17 protein-coding genes are annotated in these 15,729 nt (G+C 73.4%); 6 read left to right on the top strand and 11 right to left on the bottom strand.

Annotated elements, in window-relative coordinates; genetic code table 11:
- Positions 1-225 precede the first annotated feature (225 nt).
- Positions 226-1,746 carry an acyl-CoA synthetase gene (locus tag QFZ75_RS04815; RefSeq protein ID WP_307534104.1) on the top strand — a complete coding sequence of 507 codons (1,521 nt, stop codon included), beginning with the start codon at positions 226-228 and terminating at the stop codon, positions 1,744-1,746.
- Here the strand turns inward: QFZ75_RS04815 and QFZ75_RS04810 are convergent.
- Positions 1,734-2,771, bottom strand: coding sequence for an LLM class flavin-dependent oxidoreductase (locus tag QFZ75_RS04810; RefSeq protein WP_307534103.1), 1,038 nt, complete (start codon positions 2,769-2,771; stop codon positions 1,734-1,736). The two genes, QFZ75_RS04815 and QFZ75_RS04810, sit on opposite strands and share 13 nt — an antisense overlap.
- 86 nt (positions 2,772-2,857) lie before the next feature.
- On the opposite strand from QFZ75_RS04810, the gene QFZ75_RS04805 reads away from it, so the two are divergent.
- Both QFZ75_RS04805 and QFZ75_RS04800 read left to right on the top strand, forming a co-directional pair.
- Positions 2,858-3,814 carry a TerC family protein gene (locus QFZ75_RS04805; RefSeq protein ID WP_307534102.1) on the top strand — a complete coding sequence of 319 codons (957 nt, stop codon included), beginning with the start codon at positions 2,858-2,860 and terminating at the stop codon, positions 3,812-3,814.
- 10 nt (positions 3,815-3,824) lie between these two features.
- Positions 3,825-4,313 carry a haloacid dehalogenase-like hydrolase gene (locus tag QFZ75_RS04800; protein ID WP_307534100.1) on the top strand — a complete coding sequence of 163 codons (489 nt, stop codon included), beginning with the start codon at positions 3,825-3,827 and terminating at the stop codon, positions 4,311-4,313.
- Between the two features lie 69 nt (positions 4,314-4,382).
- Here QFZ75_RS04800 and QFZ75_RS04795 read toward each other — a convergent pair whose 3' ends face one another.
- The 5 genes from QFZ75_RS04795 to egtA all read right to left on the bottom strand — a co-directional run bounded on the left by QFZ75_RS04795 (position 4,383) and on the right by egtA (position 9,100).
- A complete protein-coding gene (locus QFZ75_RS04795; protein WP_307534098.1) occupies positions 4,383-4,598 on the bottom strand; it encodes a dodecin in 216 nt (71 codons plus the stop codon).
- A 125-nt stretch (positions 4,599-4,723) separates the two neighbouring features.
- Positions 4,724-5,686 (bottom strand): L-histidine N(alpha)-methyltransferase, encoded by a 963-nt coding sequence (gene egtD / locus QFZ75_RS04790; protein ID WP_307534097.1) that lies wholly within the window; start codon positions 5,684-5,686, stop codon positions 4,724-4,726.
- Positions 5,683-6,474, bottom strand: a complete 792-nt coding sequence (gene egtC, locus QFZ75_RS04785; protein ID WP_307534095.1) for an ergothioneine biosynthesis protein EgtC — start codon at positions 6,472-6,474, stop codon at positions 5,683-5,685. The genes egtD and egtC overlap by 4 nt, the downstream gene beginning before the upstream one ends.
- Positions 6,474-7,814: an ergothioneine biosynthesis protein EgtB gene (egtB, locus tag QFZ75_RS04780; protein WP_307534093.1), complete on the bottom strand. Its 1,341-nt coding sequence runs from the start codon at positions 7,812-7,814 to the stop codon at positions 6,474-6,476. The genes egtC and egtB overlap by 1 nt, the downstream gene beginning before the upstream one ends.
- On the bottom strand, positions 7,811-9,100 hold the full coding sequence (egtA, locus tag QFZ75_RS04775; RefSeq protein ID WP_307534091.1) for an ergothioneine biosynthesis glutamate--cysteine ligase EgtA: 1,290 nt from the start codon (positions 9,098-9,100) through the stop codon (positions 7,811-7,813). The genes egtB and egtA overlap by 4 nt, the downstream gene beginning before the upstream one ends.
- A 257-nt stretch (positions 9,101-9,357) precedes the next feature.
- On the opposite strand from egtA, the gene QFZ75_RS04770 reads away from it, so the two are divergent.
- Positions 9,358-10,194: a TIGR02452 family protein gene (locus tag QFZ75_RS04770; protein WP_307534090.1), complete on the top strand. Its 837-nt coding sequence runs from the start codon at positions 9,358-9,360 to the stop codon at positions 10,192-10,194.
- Here QFZ75_RS04770 and QFZ75_RS04765 read toward each other — a convergent pair.
- The 5 genes from QFZ75_RS04765 to QFZ75_RS04745 all read right to left on the bottom strand — a co-directional run bounded on the left by QFZ75_RS04765 (position 10,179) and on the right by QFZ75_RS04745 (position 13,675).
- Entirely contained in the window at positions 10,179-10,625 is a 447-nt protein-coding gene (locus tag QFZ75_RS04765) for a type II toxin-antitoxin system PemK/MazF family toxin (RefSeq protein WP_307534088.1), read from the bottom strand. The two genes, QFZ75_RS04770 and QFZ75_RS04765, sit on opposite strands and share 16 nt — an antisense overlap.
- Before the next feature lie 177 nt (positions 10,626-10,802).
- Positions 10,803-12,296, bottom strand: coding sequence for a flotillin family protein (locus QFZ75_RS04760; protein ID WP_307534086.1), 1,494 nt, complete (start codon positions 12,294-12,296; stop codon positions 10,803-10,805).
- A 144-nt stretch (positions 12,297-12,440) separates the two neighbouring features.
- Complete coding sequence (locus QFZ75_RS04755; RefSeq protein WP_307534084.1) at positions 12,441-12,659, bottom strand: hypothetical protein; 219 nt, start codon at positions 12,657-12,659, stop codon at positions 12,441-12,443.
- A gap of 10 nt (positions 12,660-12,669) precedes the next feature.
- Positions 12,670-12,996, bottom strand: coding sequence for a hypothetical protein (locus tag QFZ75_RS04750; RefSeq protein ID WP_307534083.1), 327 nt, complete (start codon positions 12,994-12,996; stop codon positions 12,670-12,672).
- A gap of 115 nt (positions 12,997-13,111) precedes the next feature.
- Positions 13,112-13,675: an NADPH-dependent FMN reductase gene (locus tag QFZ75_RS04745; protein WP_307534082.1), complete on the bottom strand. Its 564-nt coding sequence runs from the start codon at positions 13,673-13,675 to the stop codon at positions 13,112-13,114.
- A 133-nt stretch (positions 13,676-13,808) separates the two neighbouring features.
- Here QFZ75_RS04745 and QFZ75_RS04740 point away from each other — a divergent pair, with 133 nt between their 5' ends.
- Complete coding sequence (locus QFZ75_RS04740) at positions 13,809-14,471, top strand: TetR/AcrR family transcriptional regulator (RefSeq protein ID WP_307534080.1); 663 nt, start codon at positions 13,809-13,811, stop codon at positions 14,469-14,471.
- A gap of 99 nt (positions 14,472-14,570) precedes the next feature.
- On the top strand, positions 14,571-15,617 hold the full coding sequence (locus QFZ75_RS04735; RefSeq protein WP_307534079.1) for a LacI family DNA-binding transcriptional regulator: 1,047 nt from the start codon (positions 14,571-14,573) through the stop codon (positions 15,615-15,617).
- Positions 15,618-15,729 lie beyond the last annotated feature (112 nt).

Genomic DNA, 15,729 nt, shown 5'->3' with positions numbered 1-15,729 from the left:
AGCCGGTGCGCCTGCAGTACCGGTACGACGGGGGCGGGCTGAGCACCGCGCCCGCGTTCGTGGGCGACGACTCGCTGCTCGTCTCGGTGCGGCGGGTCGTGTCGGTCCCCGGTCCCGTGGCCGAGGCGCACGTCCGCCCGTGCCGCGCACCCCGCGGCCCACGCGCACACGCAAGCCGCTGCAGAGGCCTGACGTTCCGTCACCGCCCCGGGGTACCGTCCCCGCATGTACCCCGGAGCGTACGACCCCGCCAGGACGGCCGTCGTCACCGCGGACGGCGGCCGTGCCCTCACCTACGGCCAGTTGGAGGACCGCTCCCTGCGGCTCGCGGACCACCTGCGGTCCGCCGGACTGCGCGTGGGCGACCACCTGGCGCTCCTGTCCGACAACGACCCGCGCGTCCTGGAGGTCCTCTGGGCGGCTCTGCGCTCCGGCCTCTACCTGACCCTGGTCAACCACCACCTGACCGCCGACGAGGCCGCCTACATCGTCCGCGACTGCGGTGCGAAGGCGCTCGTCGTCTCGGGCCCGCTCGCCGGGCTGGGCCGCGGCGTGCGCGAACTGGCACCGGACACCGTGCTGCACCTGGACTTCGACGACGGCTCGTACGAGCGGGCCCTCGCCGACGCCTCGCCCGAGCCCCCGGACCACCAGCCCCGCGGCGCCGACATGCTCTACTCGTCCGGCACCACCGGTCTGCCCAAGGGCATCGCGCCGACGCTCCCCGAAGGAGACGTCCGCGAGGAGATGAGCATGTACCAACTGCTCTTCCAACCCATGTACGGCTTCGGTGAGGACTCCGTCTACCTCTGCCCGGCCCCGCTCTACCACGCGGCGCCCCTGCGCTTCGGCTTCGTGGTGACCGCGACGGGCGGCACGGTCGTCCTCATGGACTCCCTGGACTCCTTCGACCCGCGCCGGGCACTGGCGGCGGTCGAACGGCACCGGGTCACGCACAGCCAATGGGTGCCCACCATGTTCGTACGGATGCTGAAACTGCCGCAGGAGGTGCGCGAGGCGTACGACGTGTCGTCGCTGAAGGTCGCCATCCACGCCGCCGCGCCCTGCCCCGTCGAGGTCAAGCGGCGGATGATGGACTGGTGGGGGCCCGTCCTGTACGAGTACTACTCGGCGACGGAGGCCAACGGCATCACCTTCGTCGGCCCCGACGAGTGGCTGCGCAAGCCCGGGACGGTGGGCCGCGGCGGCTTCCTCGGCGAGCTGCGGATCTGCGGCGAGGACGGCGGGGAACTGCCCGTCGGCGAGACCGGGACCGTGTACTTCGAGCGCGACGAACTGCCCTTCCGCTACCACAACGACGAGGCCCGCACCCGGGAGGCGCAGCACCCCGCGCATCCGAACTGGACGACCACGGGCGACATCGGGCACGTCGACGAGGACGGCTACCTGTTCCTCACCGACCGCAGGGCGTTCACGATCATCTCCGGCGGTGTCAACATCTACCCGCAGGAGGTCGAGGACTGCCTCACCCTGCACCCGGAGGTCGCCGACGTCGCGGTCGTCGGCGTCCCGGACGCGGAGATGGGCGAGGCGGTCAAGGCGGTCGTCCAGCCGGCCCCCGGCGCGGTCCCCGGCCCCGCCCTCGAACGCGAACTCCTGGACTTCGTGCGCGCCCGCATCGCCCACTACAAGGCGCCCCGCAGCGTCGACTTCACGGACGCGCTGCCCCGCACGGCGACGGGCAAACTGGCCAAGTCCCGCCTCAGGAAAGCTTATTGGGCCTGAAGCGACGGGTACGGCGGCCGGGCCGCCCCGAGGTCCGCGACCCGCGCCAGCCGCCGGTACGAGTCGAGCAGCGCCTCCCGGTCGTACGTGCTGGTGGTGACCAGGAACTCGTCGGCGGCCGTCTCCCCGAGCACCGTCTCCAGCTCGTGGGCGACCTGGTCCTCGGTGCCCGCGATGTGGCCGGTGAGGCCCGACTCGTAGAAGCCGCGCTCCCTGTCCGTCATCGGCAGGGACCCGACGCGTTCGGCGGGCGGCAGCGGCGGGAACGTGCCGTGCGTGCGTGAGTGGGCCATCGACCAGGCCTCGGGGAGCAGCAGGCGGCGGGCCTCCTCGGAGGTGGCCGCGACCGCGACCGTGCCCGAGACGACGACGTACGGCTCCCGCGCCCACACCGACGGGCGGAACGTCTCGCGGTAGTGGTCGACGCCGCGCCGCATCTTCTCGCGGTTCCTGAGGTCGCCGATCACCATCGGCAGGCCGGCCCGGGCCGCGATCGTGGCGCCCTCGCCCATGGCGAGCACGAACGGCGGAACGGTCAGGCCCTCGGCGGGGCGGGCGTGCACACCGGTCGGGGACGTGCCGCGGAACCAGCCGAGCAGTTCGTCCAGCTGCGCCGCGAAGTCGTCCGCGACGTCCTTGTCCCGGCCCAGCGCCCTGCGGACGCCGTCGGTGAACCCCACCGAGCGGCCCAGGCCCATGTCGATGCGGCCGGGGAACAGGGACTCCAGGACGCCGAACTGCTCGGCCACCACCAGGGGCCGGTGGTTGGGCAGCATCACCCCGCCGGTGCCGACCCGGATCGTGCGCGTCGCGGCGGCGACCGCGGCGGCCAGTACGGTCGGCGCGGACCCGGCGACCCCCGGCACGCCGTGGTGCTCCGCGACCCAGAGCCGGTGGTAGCCGAGCCGCTCCAGGTCCCGCGCCAGCCGGACGGTGTCGCGCAGCGCCTCGGACGCCGTGTGCCCCTCCCGGATGCGGGAGCGGTCCAGGACGGAGAAGCGGGTCGACGCGATCACTGAGCTCACAGGGGGTTCAACAGCGCGGGAGCCCCAGGATTCCCGCCGGAAGTGGTTTTGTTCTGTCATCCGTGACACCGGCCTCCGGAGGAACCGTGGACGTCACCTTCGGCGTATGGACGCTGACCGTCGCCGTGCTCTGCGTGCTCGTCGCCGTGGACTTCCTCGTCGGACGCACCCCCCACGACGTCTCCCTCAAGGAGGCGGGCATCTGGAGCGGTGTCTGGATCGCGCTCGCGGTGGCGTTCGGCACCGGCCTGCTGGTCGTCTCCGGCGGCGGTCCGGCGGGCGAGTTCTTCGCCGGATACGTCACGGAGAAGTCCCTCAGCGTCGACAACCTCTTCGTCTTCGTGCTGATCATGGCGAAGTTCTCGGTGCCGTCCCCGTACCAGCAGCGGGTGCTGATGGTCGGCGTCCTGGTGGCGCTGGTGCTGCGCACCGTCTTCATCGCCGCCGGCGCCGCGATCATCTCCACGTTCTCCTGGGTCTTCTACCTCTTCGGGGCGTTCCTGATCTGGACCGCGTGGAAGCTGGTCCAGGACGCCCGCAAGGGGCACGGCGAGGACGAGTACGAGGAGAACAAACTGCTCAGGGCCGTCGAGCGGCGCTTCGGGGTGGCCGACCGCTACCACGGCACCAAGCTGTGGGTGGAACAGGGCGGCCGGCGCGTGATGACCCCGATGCTGGTGGTCATGCTGGCCATCGGCTCCACGGACGTCCTGTTCGCCCTGGACTCCATCCCGGCCATCTACGGCCTGACCGAGGAGCCGTACATCGTCTTCACCGCGAACGCCTTCGCGCTCATGGGCCTGCGGCAGCTGTACTTCCTGATCGGCGGCCTGCTCGAACGGCTCGTCCACCTCAGTTACGGCCTGTCGGTGATCCTCGGCTTCATCGGCGTCAAACTGGTGCTGCACGCCCTGCACGAGTCGGGGGTGCACGTCCCGGAGATCGGTATCCCGTTCTCGCTCGGCTTCATCGTCCTGGTGCTCGCGGTGACGACGTTCACCAGCCTGCGGGCCTCGAAGCGGCAGGGGGAAGGGGCGTCCTAGGGTGGAGGGCGTGACGAACAGCAGCAGGCCCCTCGCCGTCTTCGACCTCGACGGGACGCTCGCCGACTCCGCGCACCGGCAGCGGTTCCTGGAGCGCAGTCCGAAGGACTGGGACGCCTTCTTCGCGGCGGCGCCCCAGGACCCGCTGCTGGCCGAGGGCGCGGCACTGGCCCGGGAGTACGCCCGGGAGTGCGAGGTGCTCTACCTCACCGGGCGGCCCGAGCGCTGCAGGAAGGACACGGAGGCCTGGATCACGGACCGGGGCCTGCCCGGTGGCCGGGTCCGGATGCGCCGCGACGACGACCGCAGGCCCGCCCGCCGCACCAAGCTGGACAAGCTCCGCACGCTGGCCCGCGACCGCGAGGTCAGGGTGCTGGTGGACGACGACGAGCTGGTCTGCGACGACGCCGAGCGGGCCGGGTTCACCGTCGTACGGGCCCGCTGGGGCGCCGCGTCCGCCGCCCTGAAGGCGGCGCAGGAGCGGGAAGGCCGGACCTGAGCCGTACCGGTGGCCCCGCACCGGGTGCGGGGCCACCGGTCCGTACGTCCGGGTGGGACGGGGCGGTCGTCAGTCCGAGTCCTCCAGGCGGAAGCCGACCTTCAGGCCGACCTGGTAGTGCTGGACCTGCCCGTTCTCGATCTGCCCGCGGACCTGCGTGACCTCGAACCAGTCGAGGTTGCGCAGGGTCTGCGAGGCCCGGCTGATCCCGTTGCGGATCGCCTGGTCGATGCCCTCGTGCGAGGTCCCGACGATCTCGGTGACCCGGTAGGTGTGGTCGGACATGCGGGGTGCTCCTCTCCGCCGTGGCCCGTGTGCCACGGGTCGTTCCACGGTGCCCCACGGGGCGGGGGACCGCGAGATGTGGGCCCGGGGAACCCGGGTGCCGGCGGACTCGGGTCCGGCCCGGGTCACCGGGCCGTGCTGAGCGACAGCGCGAACCTCCCCCCGGCGTCCGTCCACCAGTGGGTGAGGCCGAGTCCGGTCGCGGCCAGCTCCGCGCGGACGCGCTCCTCGCGGAACTTCGCCGACACCTCGGTGCGCATCTCCTCGCCCTCGGCGAACTCGACGGCGATGTCGAGCGCCGGGATCTTCACGGTCAGCGCCGACCGGGCGCGCAGCCGCATCTCGATCCACTCCTCGGCGGCGTTCCAGCGGGCCACATGGTCGAACCCGTCGGGGTCGAAGTCCGCGCCGAGCTCACGGTTGACGACGCGCAGCACGTTCTTGTTGAACGCGGCCGTCACCCCCGCCGCGTCGTCGTAGGCCGCCACGAGCACCGACTCGTCCTTCACCAGGTCGGTGCCGAGGAGCAGGTGGTCGCCGGGCGACAGCAGCGACCGTACGGACGCCAGGAACGCGGCACGCTCGGCGGGCAGCAGATTGCCGACCGTGCCGCCCAGGAACGCGACGAGCCGCGGCCCGGGCGCGACGGGCAGCGTGAGACCGCCGGTGAAGTCGGCGATCAGCGCGTGCACGTCCAGCGAGGGGCGCTCGGCGGCGAGCGCCTCACCGGCCTGCGTGAGGGCGCTCCCGCTCACGTCCACCGGCACATAGGTGTGCAGGCCGGGCAGGGCGTCCAGCAGGTGCCGGGTCTTCTCGGACGAGCCGGAGCCCAGCTCGACCAGGGTGCGGGCGCCGGTCGCGGCGGCGATCTCCGGAGCGCGGGCGGCCAGGATCTCGCGCTCGGCGCGGGTGGGGTAGTACTCGGGCAGTGCGGTGATCTCCTCGAAGAGCTCGCTGCCGAGCGCGTCGTAGAACCACTTGGGCGGGAGCGTCTTCGGGGTGCGGGTCAGCCCGTGCAGGACGTCGGCGCGCAGCGCGGCCCCGGTGGCGTCCTCGGGCAGGGTGCGGGTGATCAGGAACGGACTCACGTACGGGACTCCTTGCCGGGCGCGGACGCCAGGTGTTCGTCGATGTCCTTGAGCGGGGTGAGCAGGACGTCCGTGCGGCTCGCGGCGAGCAACGTGCGGTCCGGCACCTCCTGCCAGTGCGGGTCGTCGTCGTAGGGCTCGGACGCGACGACGGTGCGCCGGCCGGGCTCGGTCAGGTACCAGAGCGTGTCGCCCCAGGCGGTGGCGGCGATCACCTCGCCGTTGGTGAGCAGGAGGTTGAGCCGGGAGCCGGGCGCCGCCGCCGCCACGTCGAGGACGGTGTCGGCCAGGGCCTGGCCCTCCTCGTCACCGCCGCGCAGCCGGTTCAGGACCAGCGCCCACACGAGCGCCGAGTCGCAGCGCGCCTCCATCGACAGCAGGTCCTCGGCGGGCAGTGTCCGGGCGAGCGGGGCCAGTGAGCGCGGCCAGCCGGCGATCGCGCCGTTGTGGCTGAACAGCCAGGTGCCCGCGGCGAACGGCGCCGCCGCGGCCTCCCCGTCCGCTCCCGCCAGGGTCGCGTCGCGCACCGCGGCGAGCAGCGCGCCGGAGCGCACCACCCGCGCGAGGTCGGCGAAGGACCGGTCGCCCCAGATGGGCCCGGTGCGCCGGTAGCGCCCGGGCACCGGATCGCCCTCGGCGTACCAGCCGACGCCGAAACCGTCGGCGTTGACGGTCCCGTACCGCTGGCGCCGGGGCGCCCAGGACTGGCGGTACAGGCTGTGCGCCGGGTCCACGAGGAGCCGCCCCAGCGGCTCCTCGGGACCCAGGTAAGCCAGGTGACGGCACATCAGGCGCTGTCCGCACTGGCGTCCCTGGCGGTACGGAACCCTGAGAAGATCTGCCGCCGGACCGGATAGTCCCAGTTGCGGAACGTGCCCCGGCAGGCCACCGCGTCCACGGCGAACGAGCCGCCGCGCAGCACCTTGTGCTCCGAGCCGAAGAACACCTCCGAGTACTCCCTGTACGGGAAGGCGCCGAAGCCCGGATAGGGGAGCAGCTCGCTGGACGTCCACTCCCACACGTCGCCGATCAACTGCCGTACGCCGAGCGGCGACTGGCCCTCCGGGTAACTGCCGGCCGGGGCCGGCCGCAGATGCCGCTGGCCGAGGTTGGCGTGCTCGGGCGTGGGATCGGCGTCGCCCCACGGGTAGCGGGTCGAGCGGCCGGTCTCCGGGTCGTGCCGGGCGGCCTTCTCCCACTCGGCCTCGCTGGGCAGGCGCCGTCCCGCCCAGCGCGCGTACGCGTCGGCCTCGTACCAGCTGACGTGCAGGACCGGCTCGTTCGGCGGGACGACCTCGGTGACGCCGAAGCGCCGCCGCAGCCACTGCCCGCCGTCGCGGCGCCAGAACAGCGGCGCCCCGATGGAGTGGGCCCGGATGTGGGACCAGCCCTCCGGCGCCCACCAGCGCGGGTCGCCGTAGCCGCCGTCCGCGATGAACGCCTGGTACGCCTCGTTCGTCACCGGGGTGGTGTCGATCCAGAACGGCGGTACCAGGCGTGCGTGGGCGGGCCGTTCGTTGTCGAGCGCCCACGGCTCGGTGGACGTGCCCATCGTGAACGGGCCGCCGGGCACCAGCACTTCGGCCGGTCCGGTGAACGCGTGCGCGGGCACCGGGTCCGGGGCCGTCAGGGCCACCGGCCCCGTGCGGAGCTGGTGGGTGATCAGCATGGTCTCGTCGTGCTGCTGCTCGTGCTGGGCGATCATGCCGAAGACGAAGCCGGACTCCGTCAGCGGTGTGCCCCGCAACGCCGTGCTCTCCAGGACGTCGAGGGCCCGGCCGCGCACCTCGGCGGCGTAGCCGCGGGCCTCCGCGGGCGGCAGCAGGGGCAGCGAGGGCCGCTCGGCGCGCGGGTGCTCGAACGCGTCGTACAGGCCGTCGATCTCGGGCCGCATCGCGTCACGGCCCGCGACCGCCCGCAGCAGCCACTGCTCCTCCTGGTTGCCGATGTGCGCGAGGTCCCACACCAGCGGGGACATCAACGGCGAGTGCTGCGCGGTCAGCTCGTGGTCCTCGACGCAGGAGGTCAGCAGGGCGGTGCGCTCGCGGGCCGTCAGCAGTGCCGCCAGCGCACGCTTTCTGAGCGTCTCCGGGTCGTCGAACGCGGTCCCGGTGGCGAGGTCGGTCATGGGCGGGCGTCCTTCCCGTGGAGCAGGGGTTCCGTGCCGTCGAGCAGGTCGTCGGCGGGGCAGCGGCCCCGGGCCACGTAGCGGTCGGTGAACTCCGCGACCGCCGCCCGTACCGCGGGGCTCGCGCCGAGCCGGGGCAGCGCGTCGGCGGCCGCCGCGAAACAGATGGCGGCCACTTCCCGCAGTTCGGGATCGGCGAGACCGGAGCGGGCCGCGGCCGTCCACAGCGGGTTGCGCGGGGCGGGCGACGGGCCGGCCCGTTCCGCGAGCGGTTTCACCGTCCGGTAGGCCGTCTCGGCGGCCTCCGGGTCGTCGAACAGCGCCGCCGTGACGGCGAGCGGCACGATCCAGCCGTCGTCGCCCGGCTGCGCGTCGATCATGCGCAGCTCCAGGTGCCCGCGCGGGCGCACCGGCGGGAACAGGGTCGTCTGGTGGTAGTCGAGGTCCTCCCGGCCGGGGGGTGTGTCTGACCGGGTCCACGCGCGGAAACTCAGGCCCTCCGGTACGTCCCAGGGCCCGCTGGGCGCCCGGACGCACATCACCGGCGCGTCCAGGACGTGCCGCGCCCAGGCGGCCCGCGGGTCGCCGTCGAGGGACGGGGCGGTCGTGCGGCCCTCGTCCATCGCGGCCCACAGGGACTGCCGGGTGGAGCGCCAGCCCGTGAGCTCGCCCCGGGCCATGGGGGAGTGGGCGAACGCGCCCACCAGGACGGCGCCCAGATGGTGGGCCAGCCACCAGCGCCGCCCGAGGCCGAGCGGACCCGGCTCCTCGTACCCGGCGTCCACGCAGACCTGGACGGAGGCCGAGGAACACATCATGGCGCGGCCCTCGGGGCCCGCGCGGTCGAGGCTGATCTCCATGGCGTCGTAACGAGGCTCGTGGAGGAAGCGGGTGGGTTCGTTCCACGGATCCTGGCCGAGACCGCTGAGGGCGAGATCCGCGTCGCGCAGGACCGCGCGTACGGCGTCGAGGTCGGCGGAGACGGACCCTGTGCACTCCATCAGGGAGGCGGCGGGTGCGGAGCTGAGCTCCAGCTGGCCGCCCGGTTCGACGGTGAGCGCCGAACTCAGGGGCAGGGCCCGCAGTGCGGCGAAGGCCGCTTCACGTCGTGCTGGTGGTACGGGGAGCCGCGGGTACCGCGGATCGTGGACGAGCCATTCGAGCTCCACACCGAGGAAGCGGGGCGGACCGGTCTTGAAGCAGATGCCACGGACCAGCGCCTCCACTTCGGCCTCGGTGACGGTGGAGCGGCGGGGCTCCGTACAGTCACTCACCGAATCGGACATGTCGGGATCCTCCTGAGATTCCATCCATGCCGTCGGCCCGGCAAGGATGGGCCGGGCCGACAGTCGCTCGTCCCACCCAAGACCTTTCTTCCGGTTCGCACAAGGGTGCGCATAAGCGCTTTCGTGGGTCGCGAAACCCTGTTGCGGCGCCCTACCAGCATCGCTCACCATGCGTTCATGAGCACGACGGGGGAGGCGCGGGGAGCGCCGGGAGAGACCGCGCGGGGCGCGGCCATGGCGCCTACAGGGGTGGCGCCATGAGCGCCCGGCTGCGCGGGATCGCCCGGCGGACGGAGGAGATCGTCGCGGCGGGTTCGTACCGCGCGCCCGACGGACGCGAGGTGCCGGTCGCCGCGGCGGTGGCCGCCGCGCGGGAAGGCACGCGGATGTACGGTCCGGAGCCCCTCGCGGGCTCCGGGGGCCTGTCGCGGCCCGCTCCCGCGGACACGTCCTTCGAGGTCACGGGCGAGAGCAGCCTGGAAGCGGCGCGCCGACTGACCGGCCCGGTCGCGGTCCTGAACTTCGCGTCGGCGCGCAACCCCGGCGGGGGATACCTGAACGGCGCGCAGGCCCAGGAGGAGGCCCTGTGCCGCGCCTCGGCGCTCTACACGTGCGTCCTCGGCGTCCGCGAGTTCTACGACCACCACCGGACGCACCGCGACCCCTTCTACACCGATCGGGTGATCCACTCACCGGCCGTCCCGGTCTTCCGCGACGACCGGGGCGCGTTCCTCGACGAGCCGTACACCGCCGGGTTCCTCACGGCCGCCGCGCCCAACGCCGGAGTGATCAAGCGCACAGCGCCGGAGCGCGCGCCCGAGCTGCCGCGCGCCCTGGCCTCCCGCGCCGAGCGGGTGCTGGAGACCGCCGCCGCGCACGGCTACCGCCGGCTGGTGCTCGGCGCCTGGGGCTGCGGGGTCTTCCGGAACGACCCCGCGCAGGTGGCGGGCGCGTTCCGCTCGCTGCTCGCCGACGGCGGCCGGTTCGCCGGCTCGTTCGAGCACGTCGTGTTCGGCGTCCTCGACCGTACGCAGGGAGCGGTGGTGCGGAGCGCCTTCGAGCGGGCGTTCGGGGCCGGTCAGCGCCAGCCGTAGCGCTCCCGGAGCCGGTGCACCACCAGGTTGAACCGCATCCGGTCCAGCGCGCACGCCTCGCGGCGCATCCCCCGCTCGTGCAGCCGCAGCACCCGGTCGACGCCGACCCACGAGTCGCGCCCCGACCGGTCCCACGGCCCGCTGCCGATCGGCACCCACGCGCGGTCGCCCGCGTGCGGCTTGCTGGACAGCTGCACGGCGAGGAACGTACCGGTGTCCTCCCGGGCGACCACGAGCAGCGGCCGGTCCTTGCCGCGGCCGTCGTTCTCCTCGTAGGGCACCCAGGTCCAGACGATCTCGCCGGGGTCGGGATCCCCGTCGTGCGCGGGCGAGTACTCGGTCCGCACGGCACCGACCCGCCGGGGATCGGCCTCGGTGGTGGCGGAGGACCCGAAGCGTCCGGGAACGTCTTGCTCGGCAGAAGCGGTCACGCGCACACGGTATCCCGCGCCCCTCCCGCACCCCTCCCTGGTCCGGGAGGGGTGCGGGAGGGGATGGGGCGGGGCTGCGCGCGACCGCCGCTTCTCAGGGACGCGGGGAACCGCGCGGCCGGCCCCCGCGGCCCGCACCCGGCGGCGGACCCGTACCCCGTACCCCTGATGCCGCCGCTACGAATCCCCCTCCACGGTCACCCGCTGCGGAGCGGCGCCTCCCGCGGGGAACCCGTTGACGGGGGAGGTCCCCTCCTTGCCGCCCTGCCCGCTCTGGTTCATGGACGCGAGCAACTGCCGCGCCAGCCCGAGCCCGGTGCCGCCCATGGTGAGTGCCTTGGTGAACATGTCCGACATGCCCTCGGCCCCGTTCAGCAGCACCATGTGCTCGACGTTCCCGAACGCCCCCGCCCCGGCCCTGACGATCTCCGGCCAGTTCTCCGCGAGCTGCTGCGCGACGACGGCCTCCTGGTTCTCGGCCAGGGCCGCCGCCCGCGCCGCGATGGCCTCCGCCTCGGCGAGCCCCTTCGCCCGCGTGGACTCCGCGGCCGCGAGCCCCTTGGCCTGCGCGGCGGCGGCCTCCGCCTCACCCGTGGCCCGGGTGGCCTGCGCGGCGGCGGCACCACGCGCCTTCGTGGCCTCCGCCTCGGCCCCGGCGGCCGTCTTGACCCGGGTCGCCTCGGCGGCGGCCGCCAGCTCCGTCTCCTTCGCCTTGGCCTGCGCGGCCGAGATCCGCACATCGCGTTCGGCCTCGGCCAGCGTCCGCTTCTCGTACGCCTTCGCGTCCGCCGGCTTGCGCACGTCCGCCTGGAGCTGCTGCTCGCGCCGGTGTGCCTCCAGCTCGGCGACGCGCGTCTCCTGGACCACGACCTCCTGGCGGGCCCCCGCGTCGGCGAGCGGCCCCGCCTGCCGCGACTTCGCCGCGGCGTGGTCGCGCTCCGCCTGGTACCCGGCCTGCAGGATCTCGCTGTCCCGGGTCGCCTCCGCCATCCGCCCGGCGGCCTGCTGCTCGGCCTCGGTGGCCAGCCGGTTGGCCTCGGCCTGCGCGATCCGGGCGTCCCGCTGGACGGCCGCCGCGTGCGGCATGGCCAGGTTCTTGATGTAGCCCGTCGGGTCCTCGATCTCGTGGATCTGCAGGGAGTCGACGATCAGTCCCAGCTTCTCCATCTCCGTGCCGCACGCGGCCCGCGTCTGGCCGGTGAGCTTGTCCCGGTCGCGGATCATGTCCTCGACGGTCAACCCGCCGACGATGGACCGCAGATGACCGGCGAACACGTTGTGCACCCGCTCCGACATCAGCTTCTGCTGGTCGAGGAAGCGGCGGCCCGCGTTGGCGATCGACACGAAGTCGTCGCCCACCTTGAAGATGACCACGCCCCGTACCTTGAGCGGAATGCCCTGGTGGGTCACGCAGTCCACGGACAGCTCGGTCTCGTTGAGGTCGAGCGAGAGTTTGCGCACCGCCTGGACACCCGGCATCACGAGCGTGCCGCGCCCGGTGACGATCCGGAAGCCCATGCCCTCCTCGATGCCTTCGGTGCGGTGGTTCGAACCGGAGATGATCAGTGCTTCGTTGGGCTCCGCGACCCGCCACATCAGCTTGAAGACCACAACGACGAAAATGAGCGCGAGGACAGCTGCCCCCGCCACGACGCCGACGATCATCGGCATACGCCCCCTGTGTGATGGTGCCCTGTCGGCACCGAACGAAGGGAGTGTGCGCCCGCGCGGACCCGTGGGTACAGAGGCCGAAGCGGCCTTGGGACATCCTTGACACGTACCACACGCTCACGTGGCCGGACGGTCCCGGCGGTGTCAACCGCCGTACGCGGGCGAGACATACACCGTGCGCGGCGGCAGGTACTCCACCACCATCACCACCGTGCCCGACTCGATACGGTCCTGCGCGGCGGCGGGGTACGCGAGGAAGTGCTCCGCGCCGCCACGCACCCGGACGATCACCTCGCCGACGAGCCCGGGTCCCACCGTGCCGGTGACCCGCCCCATGAGCCCCACCATCGACGCGTCGTCCATGACGCCAAGACTACGGGCCGGCGCCCGAACCACCGCCGACCCGACTCCCGTTGAACGCCCACCGGCAGCGGACCGCCGACGAACCCCGCGACGGACCCCACGGGGACGTGCACGCCGGGCCGCCCGGACGGGGCGCCTCCCGGGCGCGCCGGTCCGGCAGACAGGGGTCGGCCTCCTCGGCCTCGTGCCCGAGCGCGGTCGGCCGCTCCGCGAGGGCGACGATCCGTTCCCGTACGCCGGGGCGCAGCCGCGCGGACAGCGCGGTGAAGGGCGGTCCCGGTGCGAGCGTGATCCGCGGCCGCCCCGGTCGCCGGCCGGCCGGACCGGGCTGAGCCACGGCCTTCCGAGGGCACGGCGGCGGCGGGGCCCACCGGTGGGCGACCTGCCGGAAGGGGCCGGAGCGCACGGCTCCGGCCCCTTGCGCCCCGCACGGGTCGCGGAGCGCGTGGTGATCAGGCGGCGGCGGGCGCCGTCGCCCGGCCCTGCAGCTGGGTGATGACCTCGGTGAGCTTGTCGGCGATCTCGGTGTCGTCACCGGGGTGCGTCTCGGCGAAGCGGACGACCGACTCGGGGATGGAGAGCTTGATGTCCTCGATGACCGTGGCGCCGGCGATACCCGCGGCCTTGCGGGCCTCGTCCTGCGCCCAGACGCCGCCGTACTGGCCGTAGGCGGTGCCGACCACGGCGAGGGGCTTGCCGCTGAAGGCGCTCGCGCCGAACGGGCGGGACAGCCAGTCGATGGCGTTCTTCAGGACGGCCGGGATGGTGCCGTTGTACTCGGGGGAGAAGAGCAGCAGGGCGTCGGCCGAGGCCACGGCCTCGCGCAGCCGGGCGGCGGCGGCCGGGACGTCGCCCTCGACGTCGATGTCCTCGTTGTAGAAGGGGATCTCGGCCAGGCCCTCGAACAGGTCGACCTCGGTGCCCTCGGGCGCGAGCTTGACAGCGGCTTCGGCGAGCTGGCGGTTGTGCGAGCCGGCACGGAGGCTGCCGACGAGCGCGAGGATGCGAACAGACATGAGGAACTCCAAGAGGGGGGTGGAACACGAGGGTGAAACACTGCCGTTACGATCCGGACCGAGGTCCGTTTAAAGTTCTATCAGCGAAACGGACCGTGGTCCAGTTTTCTTCCCGCGGCGTTACGCTGTCTTCATGTCCGCCTCCCTGCCGTCCTTCCCGAAGTCCCAGGAGCCGACCGACGAGCCCGTCCTCCTGGAGCTCTCCACCGGGGCGGACGAGCCGTGCCTGCGCGCCGACGCCGCCCGCAACCGCGCCCGCCTGCTGGAGGCGGCCACACGCCTGGTCGCGGAGCACGGCGCGGCCGGCGTCACCATGGAGGCGGTGGCCGCCGCGGCCTCGGTCGGCAAGGGAACCGTCTTCCGTCGCTTCGGTGACCGCACCGGCCTGCTCATGGCCCTGCTGGACCACTCCGCCCAGCAGCTCCAGGCCGCCCTCCTGAGCGGTCCGCCACCGCTGGGCCCCGGCGCGCCACCGGTCGAGCGGCTCGGCGCGTTCGGCCGCGCCGTCCTGCGCCAGGCGGTCGACCACCTGGAACTGCAGCTGGCCGCCGAGCCGGAGCCGACCCGCCGCCACTCCTTCCCGCCCCAGCGCTTCCTCACCGGCCATGTCACCCTGCTGCTGCGCCAGGCGGTGCCCGACGCCGACGCGCCGCTGCTCGCCCAGGCGCTGATGGGCTACCTCGACCCCGCCCTGGTCCACTACCTGACCAAGGACTGCGGAATGCCGCTGGAGCGCCTGGAGTCGGGCTGGAACGACCTGGTCGAACGCCTCACCCGGACAGAACTGCCGCGGTAGGCAAGGGACTTGGGGCGCGCCCGGTGCGACCCGTGCGGGCCGCGCGTCCGGCGCCCGCGGCGCCCCCCGGCCCCGGGCCCGCCCCCGGCCTCTGCGAGGATGCCGTACGTCATGGTGCAGATACCCAGAACATCCGCCCCTCCGTCGCCCGCGCCGCACTCCGTGCCGACGAGTGCCGATGTGGCCCGCCTGGCAGGTGTGTCGCGCGCGACCGTCTCCTACGTCCTCAACAACACCAGCGCCGTACGGATCAGCGAACCCACCCGCCGCCGCGTCCACGAGGCGGCCGAGGAGCTCGGGTACGTGCCGCACGCGGCGGCCCGCAGTCTGCGCGCCGGGCACAGCCGCATGGTCCTGATGCCCGCCCCGGACGTGCCCGTCGGCCCGCTCTACAGCAGCTTCTTCAACGAACTCCAGTGGGCGCTCAGCCGGCTCGAGTACACCGTCGTGCAGTACGGCGGCCTCGGCCTCCAGGGCGACGAGGCGGCCCGTGCCTGGGCCGAACTGCGACCGGTCGCCGTACTGGTGCCCGGCGGCGGGCTCGGCCCGCGGGGCGTGTCCGTGCTCAAGCGCTCCGGCGCGCGGGCCGTCGTCACCTTCGGCCCCGAACGCGTCGAGGGCGCCCACGCGCTGCTCATGGACCACCACGGGGTCGGCCGGAGCGTCGGTACGCACCTGCTGGCCCGGGGGTACCGCCGTGTCGGCGTCGTGGTGCCCGAGGACCCGGGGCTCGAGATCTTCTCCAGGCCCCGCCTCGAAGGCGTACGGCAGGCGCTGGCCGGCACGGACGCGACGGTGACCGAACTGCCGCTCGCCTACGACGAGAAGGCCGCGGCCGACCTCGCGGGACGCTGGCGCTCCCTCGGTCTGGACGCCGTGTTCGCGTACAACGACGAGTTCGCGATGCTGCTGATGCGGGCCCTGCAGGACGAGGGTGTCGGGATACCGGACGAGACGGCCGTGGTGGGCGCCGACGACCTGATGCTGGGCCGGCTGCTGCGCCCGCGGCTGAGCACGGTCCACATCCGGCTGCCGTCGGGACGGGAACTGGCCGAACTGGTCGACCGCGCGGTGCGGGAGCCCGCGGCGGAGCCGGAGACGCACGAGGTGCTGGGGGCGGAGGTCGTCCACCGGGAGTCGAGCTGACGGCCCGGCAGGTCACCCTGCGGGCCGTCGCCTGCCCCGCGGCGCGGCAGGTTGCCCTGCGGGCCGCTGCCGGAGTGCCGTCCGCGGGTGCGTGGGGGCTGCCCGCGCAGTT

This window comes from Streptomyces sp. V3I8 (assembly GCF_030817535.1).
Taxonomy (GTDB): Bacteria; Actinomycetota; Actinomycetes; order Streptomycetales; family Streptomycetaceae; genus Streptomyces.
The sequence above is the reverse complement of the archived record's forward strand: the minus strand, read 5'-3'. Positions and strand labels throughout refer to the sequence as shown.